Origin of the sequence: Vibrio sp. Y42_MX_L11 (genome assembly GCF_024181785.1) — a bacterium.
GTDB classification, from domain to species: Bacteria; Pseudomonadota; Gammaproteobacteria; order Enterobacterales; family Vibrionaceae; genus Vibrio; species Vibrio diabolicus.
Window position 1 is genome coordinate 67,551 of the sequence record NZ_JAMZAP010000004.1, and the last position, 16,517, is coordinate 84,067.

Here is a 16,517-nt window from a genome sequence, read left to right on the forward strand (position 1 = left end):
GCGGCGGCTATATGCGTAAGAAGCAAAAGAGAGTGGTCGAGACATAGTGGCATCCTTCTTTCTTAATTCCAATTGACTTAAGTGGCTAAGAAAGAAAGGTGCCAACTCTGCGATCACATCATTGGTTATCTATCGCCGCTAAATGGAATTGACGCAACGTGTTGATCTCTTGCTGCCAAATATCCGGATCAATTGTTTCTAAAATCAGAGGGATACTATCAAATCGAGGGTCTTTAGCGATGTACTCAAAACAATCCCACCCGATCTCTCCTTTGCCTAAAGAGTGGTGGCGATCCACTTTGCTGGCAAACTCAACTTTTGAATCATTTAGATGCATTGCTCTTAAATAGTGCATCCCAACAATACGGTCGAATTCCGCAAAGGTATGCTCACAATCCTCTTTAGTACGCAGATCGTAACCGGCAGTAAACGTGTGGCAAGTATCGAGACATACACCAACACGTTCTTTGTCTTCCACTTGATCGATGATTTCAGCAAGATGCTCAAACTTCCAACCTAGGTTTGTACCCTGACCAGCCGTATTCTCGATTACCGCGATCACATTCGGCACCGCTTTGTGCGCAAGATTGATCGACTCAGCGATCGTCGCTAAGCACTCCTGTTCAGAGACTTTCTTTAAGTGGCTCCCAGGGTGAAAGTTCAGCAACGTTAAACCCAATTGATTACAACGCTCCATCTCATCGATGAATGCAGCGCGTGACTTATCCAACTTATCCGCTTCTGGTGCACCTAAGTTAATTAGATAAGAGTCATGGGGAAGAATATGTTCTGCGCCGAAACCCAGCATTTTACAGTTCGCTTTAAACGCACTGATGGTTTTTGCTTCTAAAGGCTTCGCCACCCACTGGCGTTGGTTTTTTGTAAATAGTGCGAACGCATTCGCGCCAATTTCGCGAGCTCTCAACGGCGCTTGGTCGACCCCACCAGCAGCAGAGACATGTGCACCAATGAGTTTATTCCCAAGCTTGTTTTTCATGTTTGTCATTTAATCACTTTAGACTTTCAGTATTGCTACCTAAATACAGATAGTTGCGTTAATGAGTTTAAACTTTAAGCTCAATTTGTAGTAAATTTACAACAAAATGAGTTATTAAATATTTTTTATATTATCAAATAAATTGTAATTAGTTTGTTTTCAAAGGTTTTATTGATTTAACTCAACAAAATCACCTTAATAAAAATAATGTTTTTGGTTGTTTTTTGACTTAAATCAATATTAAAATAGTGGATATTAGCTATATAATACTCAGCTCAACGAAAATTCGAAAATTAACACCAATAATCACCACGTAAGTGGTCTAGGAGATAGTGATGATCCAAGGTATCCAAATTACAAAAGCGGCAAACGACGACCTACTAAACTCTATCTGGCTATTAGATAGCGAAAAAAATGAAGCTCGTTGTGTTGCTGCAACTGCTGGCTACGAAGCAGACCAAGTTATCGCAATCAGCGATCTAGGTGAATACGAAAGCCGTGAAGTAGCAATCGAAACAGCTCCTCGCATCGAAGGCGGTCAACACCTAAACGTGAACGTGCTTAAACGCGAAACACTAGAAGATGCAGTTGCACACCCAGAGAAATACCCACAGCTAACAATCCGTGTTTCTGGTTACGCAGTACGTTTCAACTCGCTAACTCCAGAGCAACAACGTGATGTCATCGCTCGTACTTTTACTGAGACGCTATAATCTCAATAAAATCGACTTACTCACATTTAAAAAGCTTGGTCTCAATGGCCAAGCTTTTTTTGTTTTTCCATGCATCTAACCGTTCTGTTCCTTTACGGAGCATTTCTCTGTGACGGATCCTTCTTAAACACTTCAGCCAGTGAGGTTGGGTCAAGCCTTTCTCTTTGTTGTGAAGCGCCTTCTGCCCACCAAATGAGTTGATGTATTGTGCGATTCATATAGCTGTCCCACTGCGTCTGCTGCAATTCATCCGCAACGACACCCTGTTCGTCAAACACTTCTTGCGCTTTCGGAATGTGAATCATCGCCGAGACAGGTAAACATCCAAGTTCAGATAAGAAGGTACGCATCGACACTTCAGCTCGAACACCACCCCATTGTCCAGCAGAATAGGTCACGATAGCACTTGGCTTATAAGAAAACAGCGAACTACCAAAATGGTTAAGCATATTAGCCAAGGCAGGACTCATCGAATGGTTATATTCCGGACTGACCATCACGTACCCATCGGCACTTTTAATTTTGTCTGCCAGTTCTCTCAAGTGGGCTGGCACTTTAGCTCGATGGTAAGCAAACTCAGGCTTAAACACGTCGTCAAAGTCGTAGTTCAATGGGTCAATGATTTCGACGGTATGTTGCGAATACTGATTCTTAAACAACGTTTCACAAGCTCTACTCACTCGCATGCCCAAGCGGGCTGGTCGTGGCGGTGTGCTGTCCCTTACTGAGCCTAGAAAAATCAAAAAATGCATGCTTCTATTTCCATCTTTAAGTTCATTTCTCAATCATAAAGAGAGTCGAGACTTACCGACAATAAAAAAGGCGAATGATTGCTCATTCACCTTTCGTCGTTCATCATTTTAATAATTACTGTACGCGGCGCAGTACTTGTTTCAATGCATCAAAGTCTGCGTCTAGCTCTTCCGATAGCAGTTCCATTGCCGCGTGCTTCGCTAGCGGTGCAGGAAGCTCGATGTCAGATTGCAAAATGTCATCCACCACTTCTTTGAACTTCGCTGGGTGCGCAGTACATAGGAACAGACCGGTTTCACCATCTTGCAGTTGCTCTTCAAGAACGCGGTAAGCAATCGCACCGTGCGGTTCACATAGGTAGCCCAATGAGTACAGGTCTTTCACAGATTGTGCGCTTTGCTCATCTGAAACCGCGCCTTTACCTAGTGTCTCTAGGCCCCACTCTTTCACTCGGCAAAGCTCTTCAATACGAGGCCAGTTGTTTGGTTGGCTCACGTCCATCGCGTTCGATGTCGTTGCAACCGTTGGTTTTGGCTCCCACTTACCTGTTTCTAGGTAGCGCGGAACCGTGTCATTAGCGTTAGTTGCAGCGATAAAACGTTTGATCGGCAGACCCAGCGCTTTTGCCAGTAGACCAGCAGTTAGGTTACCAAAGTTACCACTTGGTACAGACACGACTAGGTTTTCACGCTCTTGTTTGCTCATTTGCGCAGCTGCTTCAAAGTAGTAACATATTTGCGCCATCAAACGGCTGATGTTGATTGAGTTTGCAGAATTCAGACCGATCTCTTCACGCAGTGCGGAATCATCGAAAGCTTGCTTAACCAGAGCCTGGCACGAATCGAAGTCGCCATCGATCGCGACAGTGTGAATGTTCTTGCCTAGCGTACAGAATAGCTTCTCTTGCAGTGGGCTAATCTTGCCTTTCGGGTAAAGAATCACAACGTTGATGTCTTCCATACCATAGAAAGCGTGCGCAACGGCTGCGCCAGTATCGCCAGAAGTCGCAGTCAGAATGGTGATCTTGCCACCGTCCGATACCGCCGCAAGAGATTGCGCCATAAAGCGACCGCCAAAATCTTTAAATGCCAGCGTTGGACCATGGAAAAGCTCTAACGCGTAAACACCATCTTTGACTTGATTGATTGGCGCCGGGAATTGGAACGCTGCGTCCACAAGCGCGTTGACTTGCTCTTCCGCCAGCTCATCACCGATAAACGCTGATAAAATCTTAGTGCTACGAGAAACAAAGTCTTCTGCCAGTAGCGCATCAACGTTTTCAAACTTTGGTAATTCCGATGGGAAAAATAGACCTTGGTTACGGCCTAACCCTTGGCGAACGGCTTGGCCAAAGGAAACTTGTTCATCATTTTCTTTTATATTGTAAAGCTTCATAGCTCACTTCCTGTTACTTTCGAACCCTGCTTATCTAGACGACAAACGTGGACGAATCCTTCTTCGTTTTGTACGTAGTTCTGTTCTAACCAGCGAGCAACTCGCTCAGCGACATCTTTCTCTTTGCAAATACTGAACAGTGTTGGACCACTGCCAGAAATACCGGTTGCTAACGCACCTGCTGATGCAGCGTATTGACGTGCATTCGCAAAGCCCGGAAGCAGTTTCTCACGATACGGTTCTGCGATCACGTCTTTGATCATTTTTGCAGCTAGCTCTGGCTGACCAGAATGACACGCATGAATAAAGCCCGCAAGGTGACGACCATGAGCGATGATATCTTGTCGGCGGTATTGAGATGGTAGGATCTCACGCGCTTCTGCTGTTGATACTTTGATTCCCGGATACGCCATGACCCAGTACCAATCATCAAAACAAGGCACTTCTTGACTGATGATACCAAGCTCTTCAAGCATCAACTGAACACCACCAAGGTAACACGGCGCCACGTTATCATAGTGAATACCACCAGAGATCTTGCCTTCCATTTCCCCCATCAGTGCTAGCAGCTCAGTCTCATTCAGCGGTTGACCATGGAATCGGTTTAAGGCATCCAGCGCCGCCACGATAGAACATGCACTTGAGCCTAAACCTGAGCCTATTGGCATGTTCTTTTCTAGCGTCATTTCAAGTGGTTTTAGCTCAACACCTTTTTTATCTAGCTCGCGAGAAAACACCAGCCAACAATCGTAAACGATGTTTTCTTTTGGCTCTGTAGGCAACTTAGAGACAAAATTACCCGCAGTTTTCAGACTGAACGGCTCAGTCCCTGCCTTAACTTGCACTCTGTCACCTAGCAAGGTCCCATCAACTGGGGACACCGCCGCCCCCAATACATCAAAACCAACACTTACATTACCAATTGATGCTGGGGCATAAACCACTACATCCATATCACTTGAACTCATTCTTGTTATACCCCTAGTTTCCAACCTAAAGTACGCATCACGTCAGAGAATACACCCGCAGCCGTTACCTCAGTACCTGCGCCATAGCCACGCAACACAAGTGGGATTGGCTGGTAGTAACGGCTGTAAAATGCCAGTGCGTTTTCACCGTCTTTGATTTTATACATCGGATCGTTTTCATCCACCGCAGCGATGCTTACTGTGCACTTGCCCTCGTTAATTTCACCAACGTAACGCAGTACTTTGCCTTCTTCTGCTGCTTTAGCCGATAACTCTTTGAAGTAAGCGTCCGCTTCTGGGAGACGCGCCATAAACTCATCAACACTGCCTGAATCATCAAAGCCTGGCGGTAACGCTTGGTCAACAACAACGTCTTCAAGCTCTAGTGACATGCCCGCTTCACGAGCCAGGATCAACAGCTTACGCGCGACATCCATACCAGACAGGTCATCACGAGGATCTGGTTCAGTAAAGCCATTTTCTTTTGCGATATTCGTCGCTTCACTTAAGCTCATTCCTTCATCTAACTTACCGAAAATATAAGAAAGAGAACCCGAAAGAATACCGCTGAAGCGCTCCAGTTCATCGCCTGCAGAAATTAGGTTTTGCAAGTTTTCAATAACCGGTAGGCCTGCACCTACGGTTGTTTCATACATCAATTTACGACGGGAGCTACGAGCCACATCGCGAAGCTGATGGTAGTACGCCATGCTTGCTGTGTTTGCTTTTTTGTTTGGTGTTACAACATGAAAACCTGCCGCTAGAAAGTCGGCGTATTGTTTAGCAATGTCTTCACTGGACGTACAATCAACCAATACTGGGTTGATAATATGATTGCGTTGTACCAAAGAAATCAGACGCGCTAGGCTGAACTCTTCTGTGGCTGCTGACATACGATCACGCCAGTGCTCAAGCGGTAAGCCTTCGCTATCAAGCAAAAGACCTTTGCTGTTTGCTAAGCCACAAACTCGAATCACAATGCCTTTCTCAGCCAGTTTGACTTGTTGGCGCTCGATCTGATCCACAAGCTCGCCACCCACACCACCAACACCAACAACGAACACATCGAGGAAGTGTTTCGAGTTGAATAGGTTTTCGTGACACGCTTTGATCGCTTCAGAAATTTTGTCTTCTGGAATAACGGCAGAAATCGCACGTTCTGATGAGCCTTGTGCTATCGCCACGATATTCACGTTCACTTCAGCAAGAGAAGAGAAGAAGCGAGAAGCCACACCACGCGATGTGCGCATACCGTCACCAACAAGCGTAATGATTGAAACATTATCAATAAACTCGACCGGTTCTAGTAAGCCATCTTTCAGTTCTAGCTCGAACGCATCTGCCAGTACTTGCTGCGCTTTCGCTTTATCTTCAGCCTCAATACAGAAGCTGATGCTGTATTCAGAAGAAGACTGAGTGATCAGAACAATAGATACACCAGCAGACGACATCGCACCGAATACACGACTCGCCATGCCTACCATGCCTTTCATACCAGGGCCTGATACGTTAACCATGGTTAGGTCGTTAAGTGTTGTAATACCTTTGATCGCAAGATTATCTTCACCAGTATCTTGGCCGATAAGAGTACCTGCACCTTGAGGGTTAAAGCTATTTTTGATCAGACATGGAATGTGGAATTGAGCAATAGGGGCGATGGTTTTCGGGTGCAGAACGGAAGCACCAAAATAAGAAAGCTCCATCGCTTCTTGGTAGCTTAGTGATTTAAGTAGGCGAGCATCTTCGACTAAACGTGGGTCACAGTTGTATACACCATCAACGTCGGTCCAGATTTCACAACAGTCTGCACGTAAGCAAGCTGCAAGAACCGCTGCCGAGTAGTCAGAGCCATTACGACCAAGCGTGACAAGCTCTCCTTTTTCGTTGCCAGCTGTAAAGCCCGGCATAATGTTCACATGACCCTGAGGAAGGGGTTTTTGACGGAAGTTTTGCGTTGAAATATCCACATCAACCATAGCTTCAAGATGATCACCTTGGGCATACAGATACTCGACAGGATCGATCAAGCTCGCTTGTTGTCCCTTCGCCTCCAAGACAGCTTTCATCAACTGAATGGAAACACGCTCACCTTTACTGATAATGCGTGCATTTACGTTGTTTGGGCACATACCTAATAGATTGATGCCGTGAACAAATTGACGTAATTGAGATAGCGAGGTTTTCACTTGGTTATCGAAAGCTGAACCATCAATATTGGGTAGCACTGCTTGGATTTGAGTGAAGAGCGTTTTAAACGATTCATCCAACTCTTTGATTTGCAGCTCTGCTTCACCATTGCGCAACGCGCCTTCAATGACCGCAACCAATTTATTTGTTGTTTTACCTGGGGCTGAAAGAACAACCGCCACTTCTTCTTGTTGAGCGTTATTGGCAATGATGTCTGCCGCTCTTAAAAAGCGATCTGCATCAGCTAGTGATGAACCGCCAAACTTCAATACTCGCATCCCTTCCTCCGGTATATCTTCTCAAACTTGTCTAAATTCTGGATAAAAAAGCATAAAAAAAGGCCTGTATCTTGTTGGATACAGGCCTTTTTTGTGAATTTCTTTCGCTCAGCAGCCTGCCCCAACATGTGTCGTGTCGGTAATAATAATGGTCGTGGTCATTACTACTAGGCTGTTAGATGGCATAAATAAATATTCAACGTTAATTGTGTTTGCTTAACTCTACGTTTACCGAGTTTCCGATTCATAGTCAACAAAAAATTGTTTGTTTTTCAGCCTTACAGCGATTTCTGCTAAGCAATCTTATTGATATTTAAAGCTAATTGGATGTTATTGCTCGTTAGGAAATCTGTCGCTTATTTTTGTAGGGGCTCATCCCATCGTCATCAGTCTCACTTTTTACTCCATAACTAGTCTGATCTTCGTCATAAAGCGTAAGATCAAATTATGAAAGGGAGTTGTTGACACTTAACAACAACTTAACTGTGACCTATGTTCACAGGATCGAATTATTTAGAAAATAGGTGAGCTAGCTTTCATATTCTATGCTTTAATAGTGAGAAGCTTTGGGCACATACTAATAAAAAAGTTGACACAAGGAGTGGTGAGCATGAAAAGAGGGCTTTTTCTGTTGCTGTTTTTTGTGCCTGGCGTTTGTCTAGCAAACGAGCTTCCGCCTCTTCCAGGCAAAACATCCCCTTCTCCTCATAAACTATTTATTTCCAGCGACAGCTATCAATCTGACAGTTTCGATGTTTGGAATATCGACACGGGTTATGCGTACGAACTCTTTGACTCAGTAGACGTTTACGTCGGTGCACGAGTCAACAACTCTCCAACCCAAAACCAGAGCGGTTTTTTGAGTGGGATCAGCTATCACTTCAATGATCGTGTCACACTAAAAAGTACGGTTCGCTCTTACAAGAATGAGACTGCGGAAGGTGTTCGCCAAGAAGACAGCAGCCTCGCAGCTGAAGTTTCAAGTCGCGTAAAAATCACCGATAAACTAGATCTTCACGCGACTCTTGATTACCAAGATTGGCAACAAGGTATTGAGGTAGGTTTAGGCTTTCGTTTTTAGAAATCTAATTTTTGCTTTGAAATCAACACACCATTCCAATCAGCGTACACATAATGCTTCGGCTGCACGATTTGGTTTTGCATCGTTAAGGTCACATTGACCTCTCCCATACCTCGCTTCTCTGTCTTAAACGGATTGGTACCAAGTGCTTGCACGCCAATGTCCATCTGAGATATTTGTGCTACGTCGCGTATTGCACCATAGACAATAATGCCTTCCCACCCATTTTCTATTCCGAGTATTGCTAATTGATCGCCAAGCAATGCTTTCTGACACGAACCATGTCCGTCAACAATCAATACTTTCCCCGTTCCATCTTCGCCCAGTACTTCACGTACTTTTGAGTTGTCGTGATAGCAACGCACTGTGACAATTTCTCCGTAAAAAGCGGTGCGTTGACCAAAGTTCTGCAGTGGCAAAGTAAGCAGGGTAACTTGGTCTTCAAATTGGTCACAAATATCGGGTGTAATGTCTCTCATATTTCCTCCGTGAATTTTCTCACCCAAGCAGTGCTTCGGTGAGTAGTATCCTTTCCTATACGAGCCGAGGCTTAAGGGAGCCTAACTTATGCAACACTTTCGGCTGTGAGCACGCAATAAGGTAAAGTTGATCATCAATGACGTAGTAAATCGCGTTTTGTTGAAAGTCATTCGCCAATGCGACCGCCGCCTCTGGTGATAACTCGACGGCAAAGCTTTCCTCATACCATGTAAAAGAGCTGTCACCTACTGTGATAGGCGCGTAATTAACGTGCTGTAGCAGTGTTTCTAATGCTTGATTGCTTATGCAGTTCTCTTCTTTGGACCGCAAATTACTGTATGGGTTCCAAGCGGTTATCACAGCGTAGTTTGAAACGCACCACTCGGCCTCGAATCTGAAAAAAGATTCTGAATAAGCATTCCATAACGATGCGTCTATGTTCGTATTACTTTTTTCTATCATAAGTCTTAAACGATTAATAACAGTTACATTTCATCAATTGATATAAATCAACAAACTGAATGGAATTAACATTTGAGCATTGTTAGCATGCTGTTAACAATATAAAATCCGCTCCATATCTTAGGGTGTTTACGTTTCAGGCCCCACAGAAAGCAGGAAATGAAAGGTAAACAAGCCCTTTAGAATAAACGTCGCCATTGGATACTGGTGAGTTGGCAAAATTCCATGGAGGGCGGATAACTGAAAGAAGTGTTTTTTTGATCAACTTGATTTATTATCAAAATCACATTACCTGTATGTTATATTTTTGCCTAGAATTTATTCTATTAGCACAATTTTGTCACAAATTTAGGTACCGCCAATGCAAACCCCGCAGATTCTTATCGTTGAAGATGAGCAAGTAACTCGTAACACTCTTAAGAGTATTTTTGAAGCAGAGGGATACGCTGTTTTTGAAGCCAGTGACGGTGAAGAGATGCACCAAGTGTTGTCTGACAACTCAGTCAACTTGGTTATTATGGACATTAATCTTCCAGGCAAGAATGGCCTTCTGTTAGCGCGTGAACTACGCGAACAAGCGAACATTGCTTTAATGTTCCTGACAGGCCGTGACAATGAAGTGGACAAGATCCTAGGTCTTGAGATTGGTGCAGATGACTACATCACTAAACCATTCAACCCACGTGAACTGACTATTCGTGCTCGCAACCTACTTAGCCGCTCAATGAGCTCTAACGCGGTGCAAGAAGAGAAACGCTCAGTAGAAAAGTATGAATTCAATGGTTGGGTACTGGACATCAACAGCCGCTCTCTAGTAAGCCCTGCTGGTGATAGCTACAAGCTCCCTCGCTCTGAGTTCCGAGCTCTACTGCACTTCTGTGAGAACCCAGGTAAAATTCAAACTCGTGCCGATCTTCTTAAGAAGATGACTGGCCGTGAACTTAAGCCGCATGACCGTACTGTAGACGTAACGATTCGTCGTATTCGTAAACACTTTGAGTCTGTTTCAGGTACTCCTGAAATCATCGCGACTATCCACGGCGAAGGTTACCGCTTCTGTGGCGATCTAGAAGACTAATTGAATCGCTAATACGCAAAGGGCTTGCTCATTGAGCAAGCCCTTTTATTTTGGGTTTAGCAATTAGCGGACAATCACTGAATCTAATAAACCTTGTTAATCTTCACGTATTTTTCCACTAACCAGCGCTGTTTACCTGCGTCGTCTAAAAGTACCGCGACATCAACCGATTTTTCTGTGTCCGCGTCTACCTGAGACGTGAAGGCTACTTCCCATTGGCTCTCACTATGAGTTCGAGTTTCTAAAGAGTCTTCATCCACCCACCACTCTTTTTCCCCTTGCTTGATAATAAGCGCTTCGGCAGTCAGGTTGGCTGGGAGTAACTGGTCTCCTTCAAGGTAAAGTGATCCTTGAATGCTTTGCTCTTGCACTTCCCCAACGGTCGGCATCAGGTTCACCCATAAGTTACTTTTAAGCTCGACATTCACCTGGTTAATCGTAATCTGACTGTTTTGTTGCCAGTTCACACTTGGAACGGAACTGCAGCCAGCCATCAATGCTATAACCAACGCCAACGGTGCGATTTTTTTCATGTTATTTCCTTTGTTCCAACCAACTTTTGAGGACTTGAATATCGTTTTGGTATTCATTTTTGATCTCTTCAACCCAGTCTGAAATGTTTTCCCACCATGCTGGCATATCGGGAGATTGCGCTTTCTGCGCCACACTTTGGATACGTTTGAGGCCAATCGAACCTGCTGCACCTTTAATTTTATGCGCTTCAGAAACAATCCCATCTTGATCTTTTGCCGTCATGTTTGAGTCTAAGACATCAATATAGTCTGGCATCATGTCTTCAAACATTTTTATGCTGTCGTAGACCGGCTTGGCACCAACAATGTCGACGTAAGACTCTAACATATCCATATCGAGCAAGTGTGTCTCAATCACAGGAGAAGGAGTCGGCTCTTCCACTGTTTCTGGAACGCTCTCAGGTTGCTCTTGCTGCTCTACCTGATGCGCGAAGAATTTATCAATTACAGACTGAATGGCGTTCACAGCAAGCGGTTTACTGATGGCATCATCCATGCCGTTATCTAAGTATTCACGACGATCTTTCATCACATTAGCTGTTAGGGCGACCAATGGAGGCAGATTGTTATAATGCTCGCGATAATAATTTGCGACATCAAACCCCGTCATATCAGGCAGCTGAATATCCAACAACGCCAAGTCATATTTTTCTGGCACAAAGTTCACGAGCGCTTCTTGTCCCGTCATCGCCACGGTAACGGAGTGCCCTAAGCTCTCAAGCAACGATTTGGCAACAGTGACGTTAAGCTCAATGTCTTCGACCATAAAGATGTTGAGATGCATATTGTCGCGTTTTGCATCAATGACAGGTTCTTCGAGTTCCACAATAGGAACGTGAATCGATACGGTAAAAGTACTACCAAAACCCTCTTCACTAGCGACAGTAATGTCACCATCCATCATATTGATCAGCTGTTTTGACACCGCCAAGCCTATACCAGTCCCGACAGCATGTAGGTTGTCTTTACCTGATTTCACTTGGTAATACATGGCGAAGATTTTATCAAGCTCATCTTCCGGTATACCAATACCTGTGTCTTCCACTTCCATAATAATGGTGGCAAAATCGTCTTCGACATCCGCACTCACCGTCATCACAACGCCACCTTCTTTGGTAAACTTCATTGCGTTGCTGACCAAGTTCCAAATTACCTGACGTAAACGGGTCGCATCCACTTCAATTGCTTTTGGTAAATCACTCAAACGTTCTAAGTCAAAGCGCAGCCCTTTTTGCTCCGCCATCAAAGCTGAGATGCTTTCAATCTCGGCGACGAAGTCTTCGAAGTTAAGTGGCGCAGGTAATAGTTCTAGCTTGCGGCGATCAAACTTATCCATATCGATAATATCGTTGAAGATGTTACCTAGCGTAATCGCACTCACATTGATTGTCTGCATGTGTTTGCGCTGCTCTTCTGTCAACGGACTATCGAGAAGCATGCGACTTAAACCCACAATGCCATTTAGTGGCGTTCGCAGTTCATGACTGATGGTTGAGATGAAAGTAGTCTTATCACGGCTTGCTTTCTCTAACGACTCTTCATGACGTTTACGTTCAGTGATATCACGGCCAAAACCTACCAATCCAAGGTGACGACCATCTTTGCTGTAAAACGGCACTTTACGCAGTTCAAAGTAGTGCTTGCGTCCATCAGGATACTCTAGCCACTGCTCGTAAGTGATGGCTTGATTATCGGCGAAGACCTTTTGGTCAGTATCAACGATGTGCTCAGCGATTTCTTTGCTATACACATCCCAAGGGCTTAATCCGACTAACTGGTGCTCTTTCTTGCCTGTTAGCTCTTCCATTGCCCGGTTACAACCGGAGAACACACCATCGGCATTGCGGTAGTAAATTAAGTCTGGCGAGGCATCAATAAATGAACGCAGTAGTGCAGTGCGTTCCGCAAGCTCTAACTGAGTACGCTCTCGTTGGAACACCTCGTTTTCGAGATCTTGCATCGCCTCTTCACGAGCTTCTTCTGCTTTAATGCGCTCTTCAATTTCTTGGTTGAGCTTTTCGATGTTTTGTTGCAGTTGATAATTCAGTTCTTGGTCTCGCGAGCGCATGTCTTTCAGTTTGGACACCAACTTGGTTAAACGCTGACGAGACTCTTCTAGCTGATCAACAACAACAGAAAGAAAATAAACCGCCCAAGGTGTAATCAAGAGACCAAAAAACACCGAACGGACAATGTCGATATCGTCGACTCGCCCCTTGAGAGCTAAAGTAATCCCCACCTGCACCACAACGGCTAATGCCACCAGCGCAAGGGCCAGCAAAATCGAGAAACGAACAATCCCCAGTTTGACTAGCAAGTCGACATAATACTGGGCGAGATTTTTCATGGGTTTCATTAACTACTCCATGGTGCTGGCTAGATGTTGCCCTTCAATGATAAAAAACGAGCAGACATATTCGGCCTAACGCAATTTAGGTCTGTGTGATTAGTGAAAAATACGTAGTGCGAACTGCGCTTGCTAAACAGATAAAAAGATAAGTTAACCAACGAACGCACAGGCTTCGGTAAGTTTAACGTGTTTAATACGGCGATTTAAACAATCAGCTATCAACTTAGAGCAAGCGGTCACAAAGCGTTAGCAAGAACTTGGGTGAATACAGGTGCGATTACGTCCATCCGCTTTGGCTTGGTATAGCGCACTGTCAGCCATGGCAATACCCATTTCCGGTTCATCACCATGTTGAGGAATATAAGAGACAAGACCGATACTGACCGTGAGACGTTCCGATGCTTCTGAGCTGTCGTGCTCCATATCGAGTTGTCGAATTTGTTCATGAATACGCTGCGCTACATTGCTCGCGCCTTCCGTTGTGGTATTCGGCAGGATAAATCCAAACTCCTCACCACCATAACGCGCAACACAATCCGAGGAGCGATTGATGACTTTTGTGAATACGGTAGCAACACTGACCAATGCTTCATCACCTTGCTGATGGCCGTAACAGTCGTTGTAATCTTTGAAAAAGTCGATGTCACACAACATGATAGTGAGCGGCAGCTTTTCGCGGGCATGGTGGTACCATAGTACCTGCAGTTGTTCATCGAAGCGGCGTCGGTTCGATACCTGAGTTAAGCTATCCATAAAGCTCAACTTTTCTAACTCTAAATTGGCTCTCTCCAACTTTTGTTCGGCAAGGTAACGTTCAGAAATATCACGCGCCATGATCAGCACACCATTCGTTCCTGAAGCTTTATCTTTAAAGGGCGATTTCACCACATCAAACCACGTACTTTTTCCATCACTGCTAACGACTTTATCTATGTATCGGACAGGTTCTGACTGACGCAATGCATCTAAATCACTAGCAGCTAAGCGAGCGTACATCTCTTCAGGAATGACATCTTTAAGGCGCTTACCGATCAAATCAGACACGTCTGAAATACCTAATGCATTAACGAACGGTTTATTACACGCTTGATAGACCATATTCTCATTGAAGATACCGATAGAGTCAGGGCTAGCGTCAAGAATAGTTTGTAAGATAGTATCCCTTTGCGCCAACGCAACTTCTGTATCTTTACGCCGCTCCATTTCATCTCTCAGGTTTTGCTGCATTTTGTGCCACTCGGTCACATCATGACTAATGGATAATGTACCGATCAGCTCACCACTCGGTGACACAAGGGAGTTTTGATTCACTTCCAATAGGCAACTGCGACCTTGTGGATCCGTCGTCCACTTGCGCTCACTCTTTCTGGTAGCCTCACCCATGGAAGCCTTTGATGCGCAGGCTTCTTCCCTTCGCCCTTCCCAAAATTGCTCAAATGCTCGGTTCGTCGTTAATAAATTCCCTTGGCGATCTTGGGTACAGATTAACTCAGAGAGTGAGTCTAGTGCCGAACGGGCAATCGTTAATTGCGCAAGCTCTTGTTGCTGCTCTTGATGAGTGGATTGATATGGCTGCGCGTAGATGATCCAAACACGGTGATTGCGCAGCAAACTCTTTCTTCCTGACAACTCCACCTTGATAGATTCGCTTTCAGATAAGCGCCAATCAAATATCTGCTGGCTAAAATGACGACTAGAGACACTGTCGAGAAACGACTCAAGCTCACGAATATCGAATAAAGCGGGATACAAATATCCAGTGCCTAGAGAGCGAATACCTAATAACTGCATCGCAGCTTGGTTAGATAACAAGATCTGAGCATGGCCAGTATCCAGCACTATGACTGGATAGGGTGAATCCGTTACGAGTTGCTTAAGTGATGTTTGAAAGTGCAAATAGATCAGTGCTAACGCGCACACGCTAGCAATTAATAACAAGACGACATAGCCATAACCGCCTTGACCATCCCAAAGCCAATTGAGTAACTGATCCATCGTTTAAACCTTTAAAGAAAACTGGTTAAAATATATCAGTTATTTATTGAGCGATCTGCTATTAATTCCGGTTTAGTATAGATAAAAGCGTTTCCCGTTAGGCTTCCTTGAGCACCATGTTCACTGAGGGCTCGACCAATTTCAGTCATCGCCAGCCAGCGATTTTCACACCACAGTGGCGATAATAAGGTAGGTCTACGAGCTGCTGATGAAACGCGATGGTAAATCACGTCCGGTGGCGTCATACGAATCATCTCACTGGCAATTGCGACATATTCTTCTAGCTCTGGCGCCTCTAATCGTCCTGCACGCCACGCTTTCGCCATGGTGCTGCCTTCCACAATATGCAAGCCATGTAACTTAATGCCATCCGTGCCCACGGCTAACACTTTTTGCAGCGTCTCAATATTATCGTCGCGGCTTTCTTTCGGTAATCCAACAATTAAATGAGTACAGACTTTAATACCTAGCGCACGCGCACGCTTGGTGATCTCGGCATAACATTCGAAATCATGACCGCGATTGATGCGCTTAAGGGTGTCGTTATTAGCGGTTTGAAGCCCTAACTCTAGCCAAATTTCATAACCTTGCTGTACATAGTCAGACAGCAAATCTAATACGGCATCAGGCACGCAATCTGGACGAGTCCCGACACACAATCCCACAATATCAGCCGCTTTTAGTGCTTCTTCATACATATTTTTCAGCACTTGCACTTCCGCATAAGTACTGGTGTAAGCCTGAAAATAAGCGAGATACTTCTTCGCTCGATGAATTTCGCCCGCACGATCTTTCAACTGATCGTGAATACTCTTTATCTGTACTTCTTCATCCGCAAACGAAGCCACATTACAAAAAGTACATCCTCCCCGACCAATCGTGCCATCTCGGTTAGGGCAACTAAATCCACCGTGCAACGTTAGTTTATGGACTTTTTCACCGTATCGACGCTGAAGATCTTGGCCGATTGTATTGACCAACTCATGTAACTGCATAAATTCTCACCAACAATGAACCGTAATCAATCTCACTACGATCTGTGTAAATAAATTACATCCCTGCAAGAAAAAACACACAATACTAGTCAATTCAAACAAACATCATACGGCTCAAAATCAATAAACCTGCATAAATACAGATAAAAAACGTTCATGTTGCGTAAATGTTAAACTAAAAATGCATAATTAAACGAAAAAATTGGGTCACAACGTCGACTTTTTCATTGCATTCTGAAGTGACAAAATTGT

15 protein-coding genes and 1 other annotated feature are annotated in these 16,517 nt (G+C 44.5%); of the genes, 3 read left to right on the forward strand and 12 right to left on the reverse strand.

The features are described from left to right. Positions 1–118: 118 nt before the first annotated feature. On the reverse strand, positions 119–1,006 hold the full coding sequence (gene nfo / locus NL643_RS05610; RefSeq protein ID WP_074192052.1) for a deoxyribonuclease IV: 888 nt from the start codon (positions 1,004–1,006) through the stop codon (positions 119–121). A gap of 326 nt (positions 1,007–1,332) precedes the next feature. Here nfo and grcA point away from each other — a divergent pair, with 326 nt between their 5' ends. Continuing rightward, positions 1,333–1,710, forward strand: coding sequence for an autonomous glycyl radical cofactor GrcA (grcA, locus tag NL643_RS05615; RefSeq protein ID WP_005381814.1), 378 nt, complete (start codon positions 1,333–1,335; stop codon positions 1,708–1,710). Positions 1,711–1,802: 92 nt separating this feature from the next. On the opposite strand, the gene NL643_RS05620 is transcribed toward grcA, so the two are convergent. From NL643_RS05620 to thrL, 5 genes are all read right to left on the reverse strand, one after another. Next, the gene (locus tag NL643_RS05620; protein WP_253644064.1) at positions 1,803–2,462 is read right to left on the reverse strand and encodes an NADPH-dependent FMN reductase; all 660 of its coding nucleotides are present in this window, start codon (positions 2,460–2,462) and stop codon (positions 1,803–1,805) included. A 115-nt stretch (positions 2,463–2,577) separates the two neighbouring features. Further along, positions 2,578–3,858 carry a threonine synthase gene (thrC, locus tag NL643_RS05625; RefSeq protein ID WP_253644065.1) on the reverse strand — a complete coding sequence of 427 codons (1,281 nt, stop codon included), beginning with the start codon at positions 3,856–3,858 and terminating at the stop codon, positions 2,578–2,580. Then, positions 3,855–4,811, reverse strand: coding sequence for a homoserine kinase (gene thrB / locus NL643_RS05630; protein WP_041852994.1), 957 nt, complete (start codon positions 4,809–4,811; stop codon positions 3,855–3,857). The genes thrC and thrB overlap by 4 nt, the downstream gene beginning before the upstream one ends. Before the next feature lie 20 nt (positions 4,812–4,831). Further along, a complete protein-coding gene (thrA, locus tag NL643_RS05635) occupies positions 4,832–7,291 on the reverse strand; it encodes a bifunctional aspartate kinase/homoserine dehydrogenase I (protein WP_006742684.1) in 2,460 nt (819 codons plus the stop codon). Between the two features lie 53 nt (positions 7,292–7,344). Then, positions 7,345–7,464, reverse strand: a sequence feature (Thr leader region). Then, on the reverse strand, positions 7,400–7,477 hold the full coding sequence (gene thrL / locus NL643_RS05640) for a thr operon leader peptide (protein WP_074192076.1): 78 nt from the start codon (positions 7,475–7,477) through the stop codon (positions 7,400–7,402). (Overlaps the previous feature by 65 nt.) Before the next feature lie 424 nt (positions 7,478–7,901). Between thrL and NL643_RS05645 the strand changes: the two genes are divergently transcribed. After that, complete coding sequence (locus tag NL643_RS05645) at positions 7,902–8,372, forward strand: ribonuclease regulator (RefSeq protein ID WP_168187826.1); 471 nt, start codon at positions 7,902–7,904, stop codon at positions 8,370–8,372. Here the strand turns inward: NL643_RS05645 and NL643_RS05650 are convergent. Together NL643_RS05650 and NL643_RS05655 are read right to left on the reverse strand one after the other, a co-directional pair. After that, positions 8,369–8,851, reverse strand: coding sequence for a putative 4-hydroxy-4-methyl-2-oxoglutarate aldolase (locus tag NL643_RS05650; protein ID WP_005396309.1), 483 nt, complete (start codon positions 8,849–8,851; stop codon positions 8,369–8,371). The genes NL643_RS05645 and NL643_RS05650 overlap by 4 nt on opposite strands. Positions 8,852–8,906: 55 nt before the next feature. Continuing rightward, a complete protein-coding gene (locus tag NL643_RS05655; RefSeq protein ID WP_031780532.1) occupies positions 8,907–9,314 on the reverse strand; it encodes a DUF3293 domain-containing protein in 408 nt (135 codons plus the stop codon). Between the two features lie 361 nt (positions 9,315–9,675). Here NL643_RS05655 and arcA point away from each other — a divergent pair, with 361 nt between their 5' ends. Next, positions 9,676–10,392, forward strand: coding sequence for a two-component system response regulator ArcA (gene arcA, locus NL643_RS05660; protein WP_005381824.1), 717 nt, complete (start codon positions 9,676–9,678; stop codon positions 10,390–10,392). Positions 10,393–10,475: 83 nt separating this feature from the next. Here arcA and NL643_RS05665 read toward each other — a convergent pair whose 3' ends face one another. The 4 genes from NL643_RS05665 to NL643_RS05680 all read right to left on the reverse strand — a co-directional run bounded on the left by NL643_RS05665 (position 10,476) and on the right by NL643_RS05680 (position 16,265). Continuing rightward, positions 10,476–10,925 (reverse strand): hypothetical protein, encoded by a 450-nt coding sequence (locus NL643_RS05665; protein ID WP_253644066.1) that lies wholly within the window; start codon positions 10,923–10,925, stop codon positions 10,476–10,478. A 1-nt stretch (position 10,926) separates the two neighbouring features. Then, on the reverse strand, positions 10,927–13,281 hold the full coding sequence (gene arcB, locus NL643_RS05670; protein WP_047009095.1) for an aerobic respiration two-component sensor histidine kinase ArcB: 2,355 nt from the start codon (positions 13,279–13,281) through the stop codon (positions 10,927–10,929). 240 nt (positions 13,282–13,521) lie between these two features. Next, positions 13,522–15,270 carry a diguanylate cyclase gene (locus NL643_RS05675; protein WP_253644067.1) on the reverse strand — a complete coding sequence of 583 codons (1,749 nt, stop codon included), beginning with the start codon at positions 15,268–15,270 and terminating at the stop codon, positions 13,522–13,524. 35 nt (positions 15,271–15,305) lie between these two features. Beyond that, positions 15,306–16,265 (reverse strand): TIGR01212 family radical SAM protein, encoded by a 960-nt coding sequence (locus NL643_RS05680; RefSeq protein WP_047009093.1) that lies wholly within the window; start codon positions 16,263–16,265, stop codon positions 15,306–15,308. Positions 16,266–16,517 lie beyond the last annotated feature (252 nt).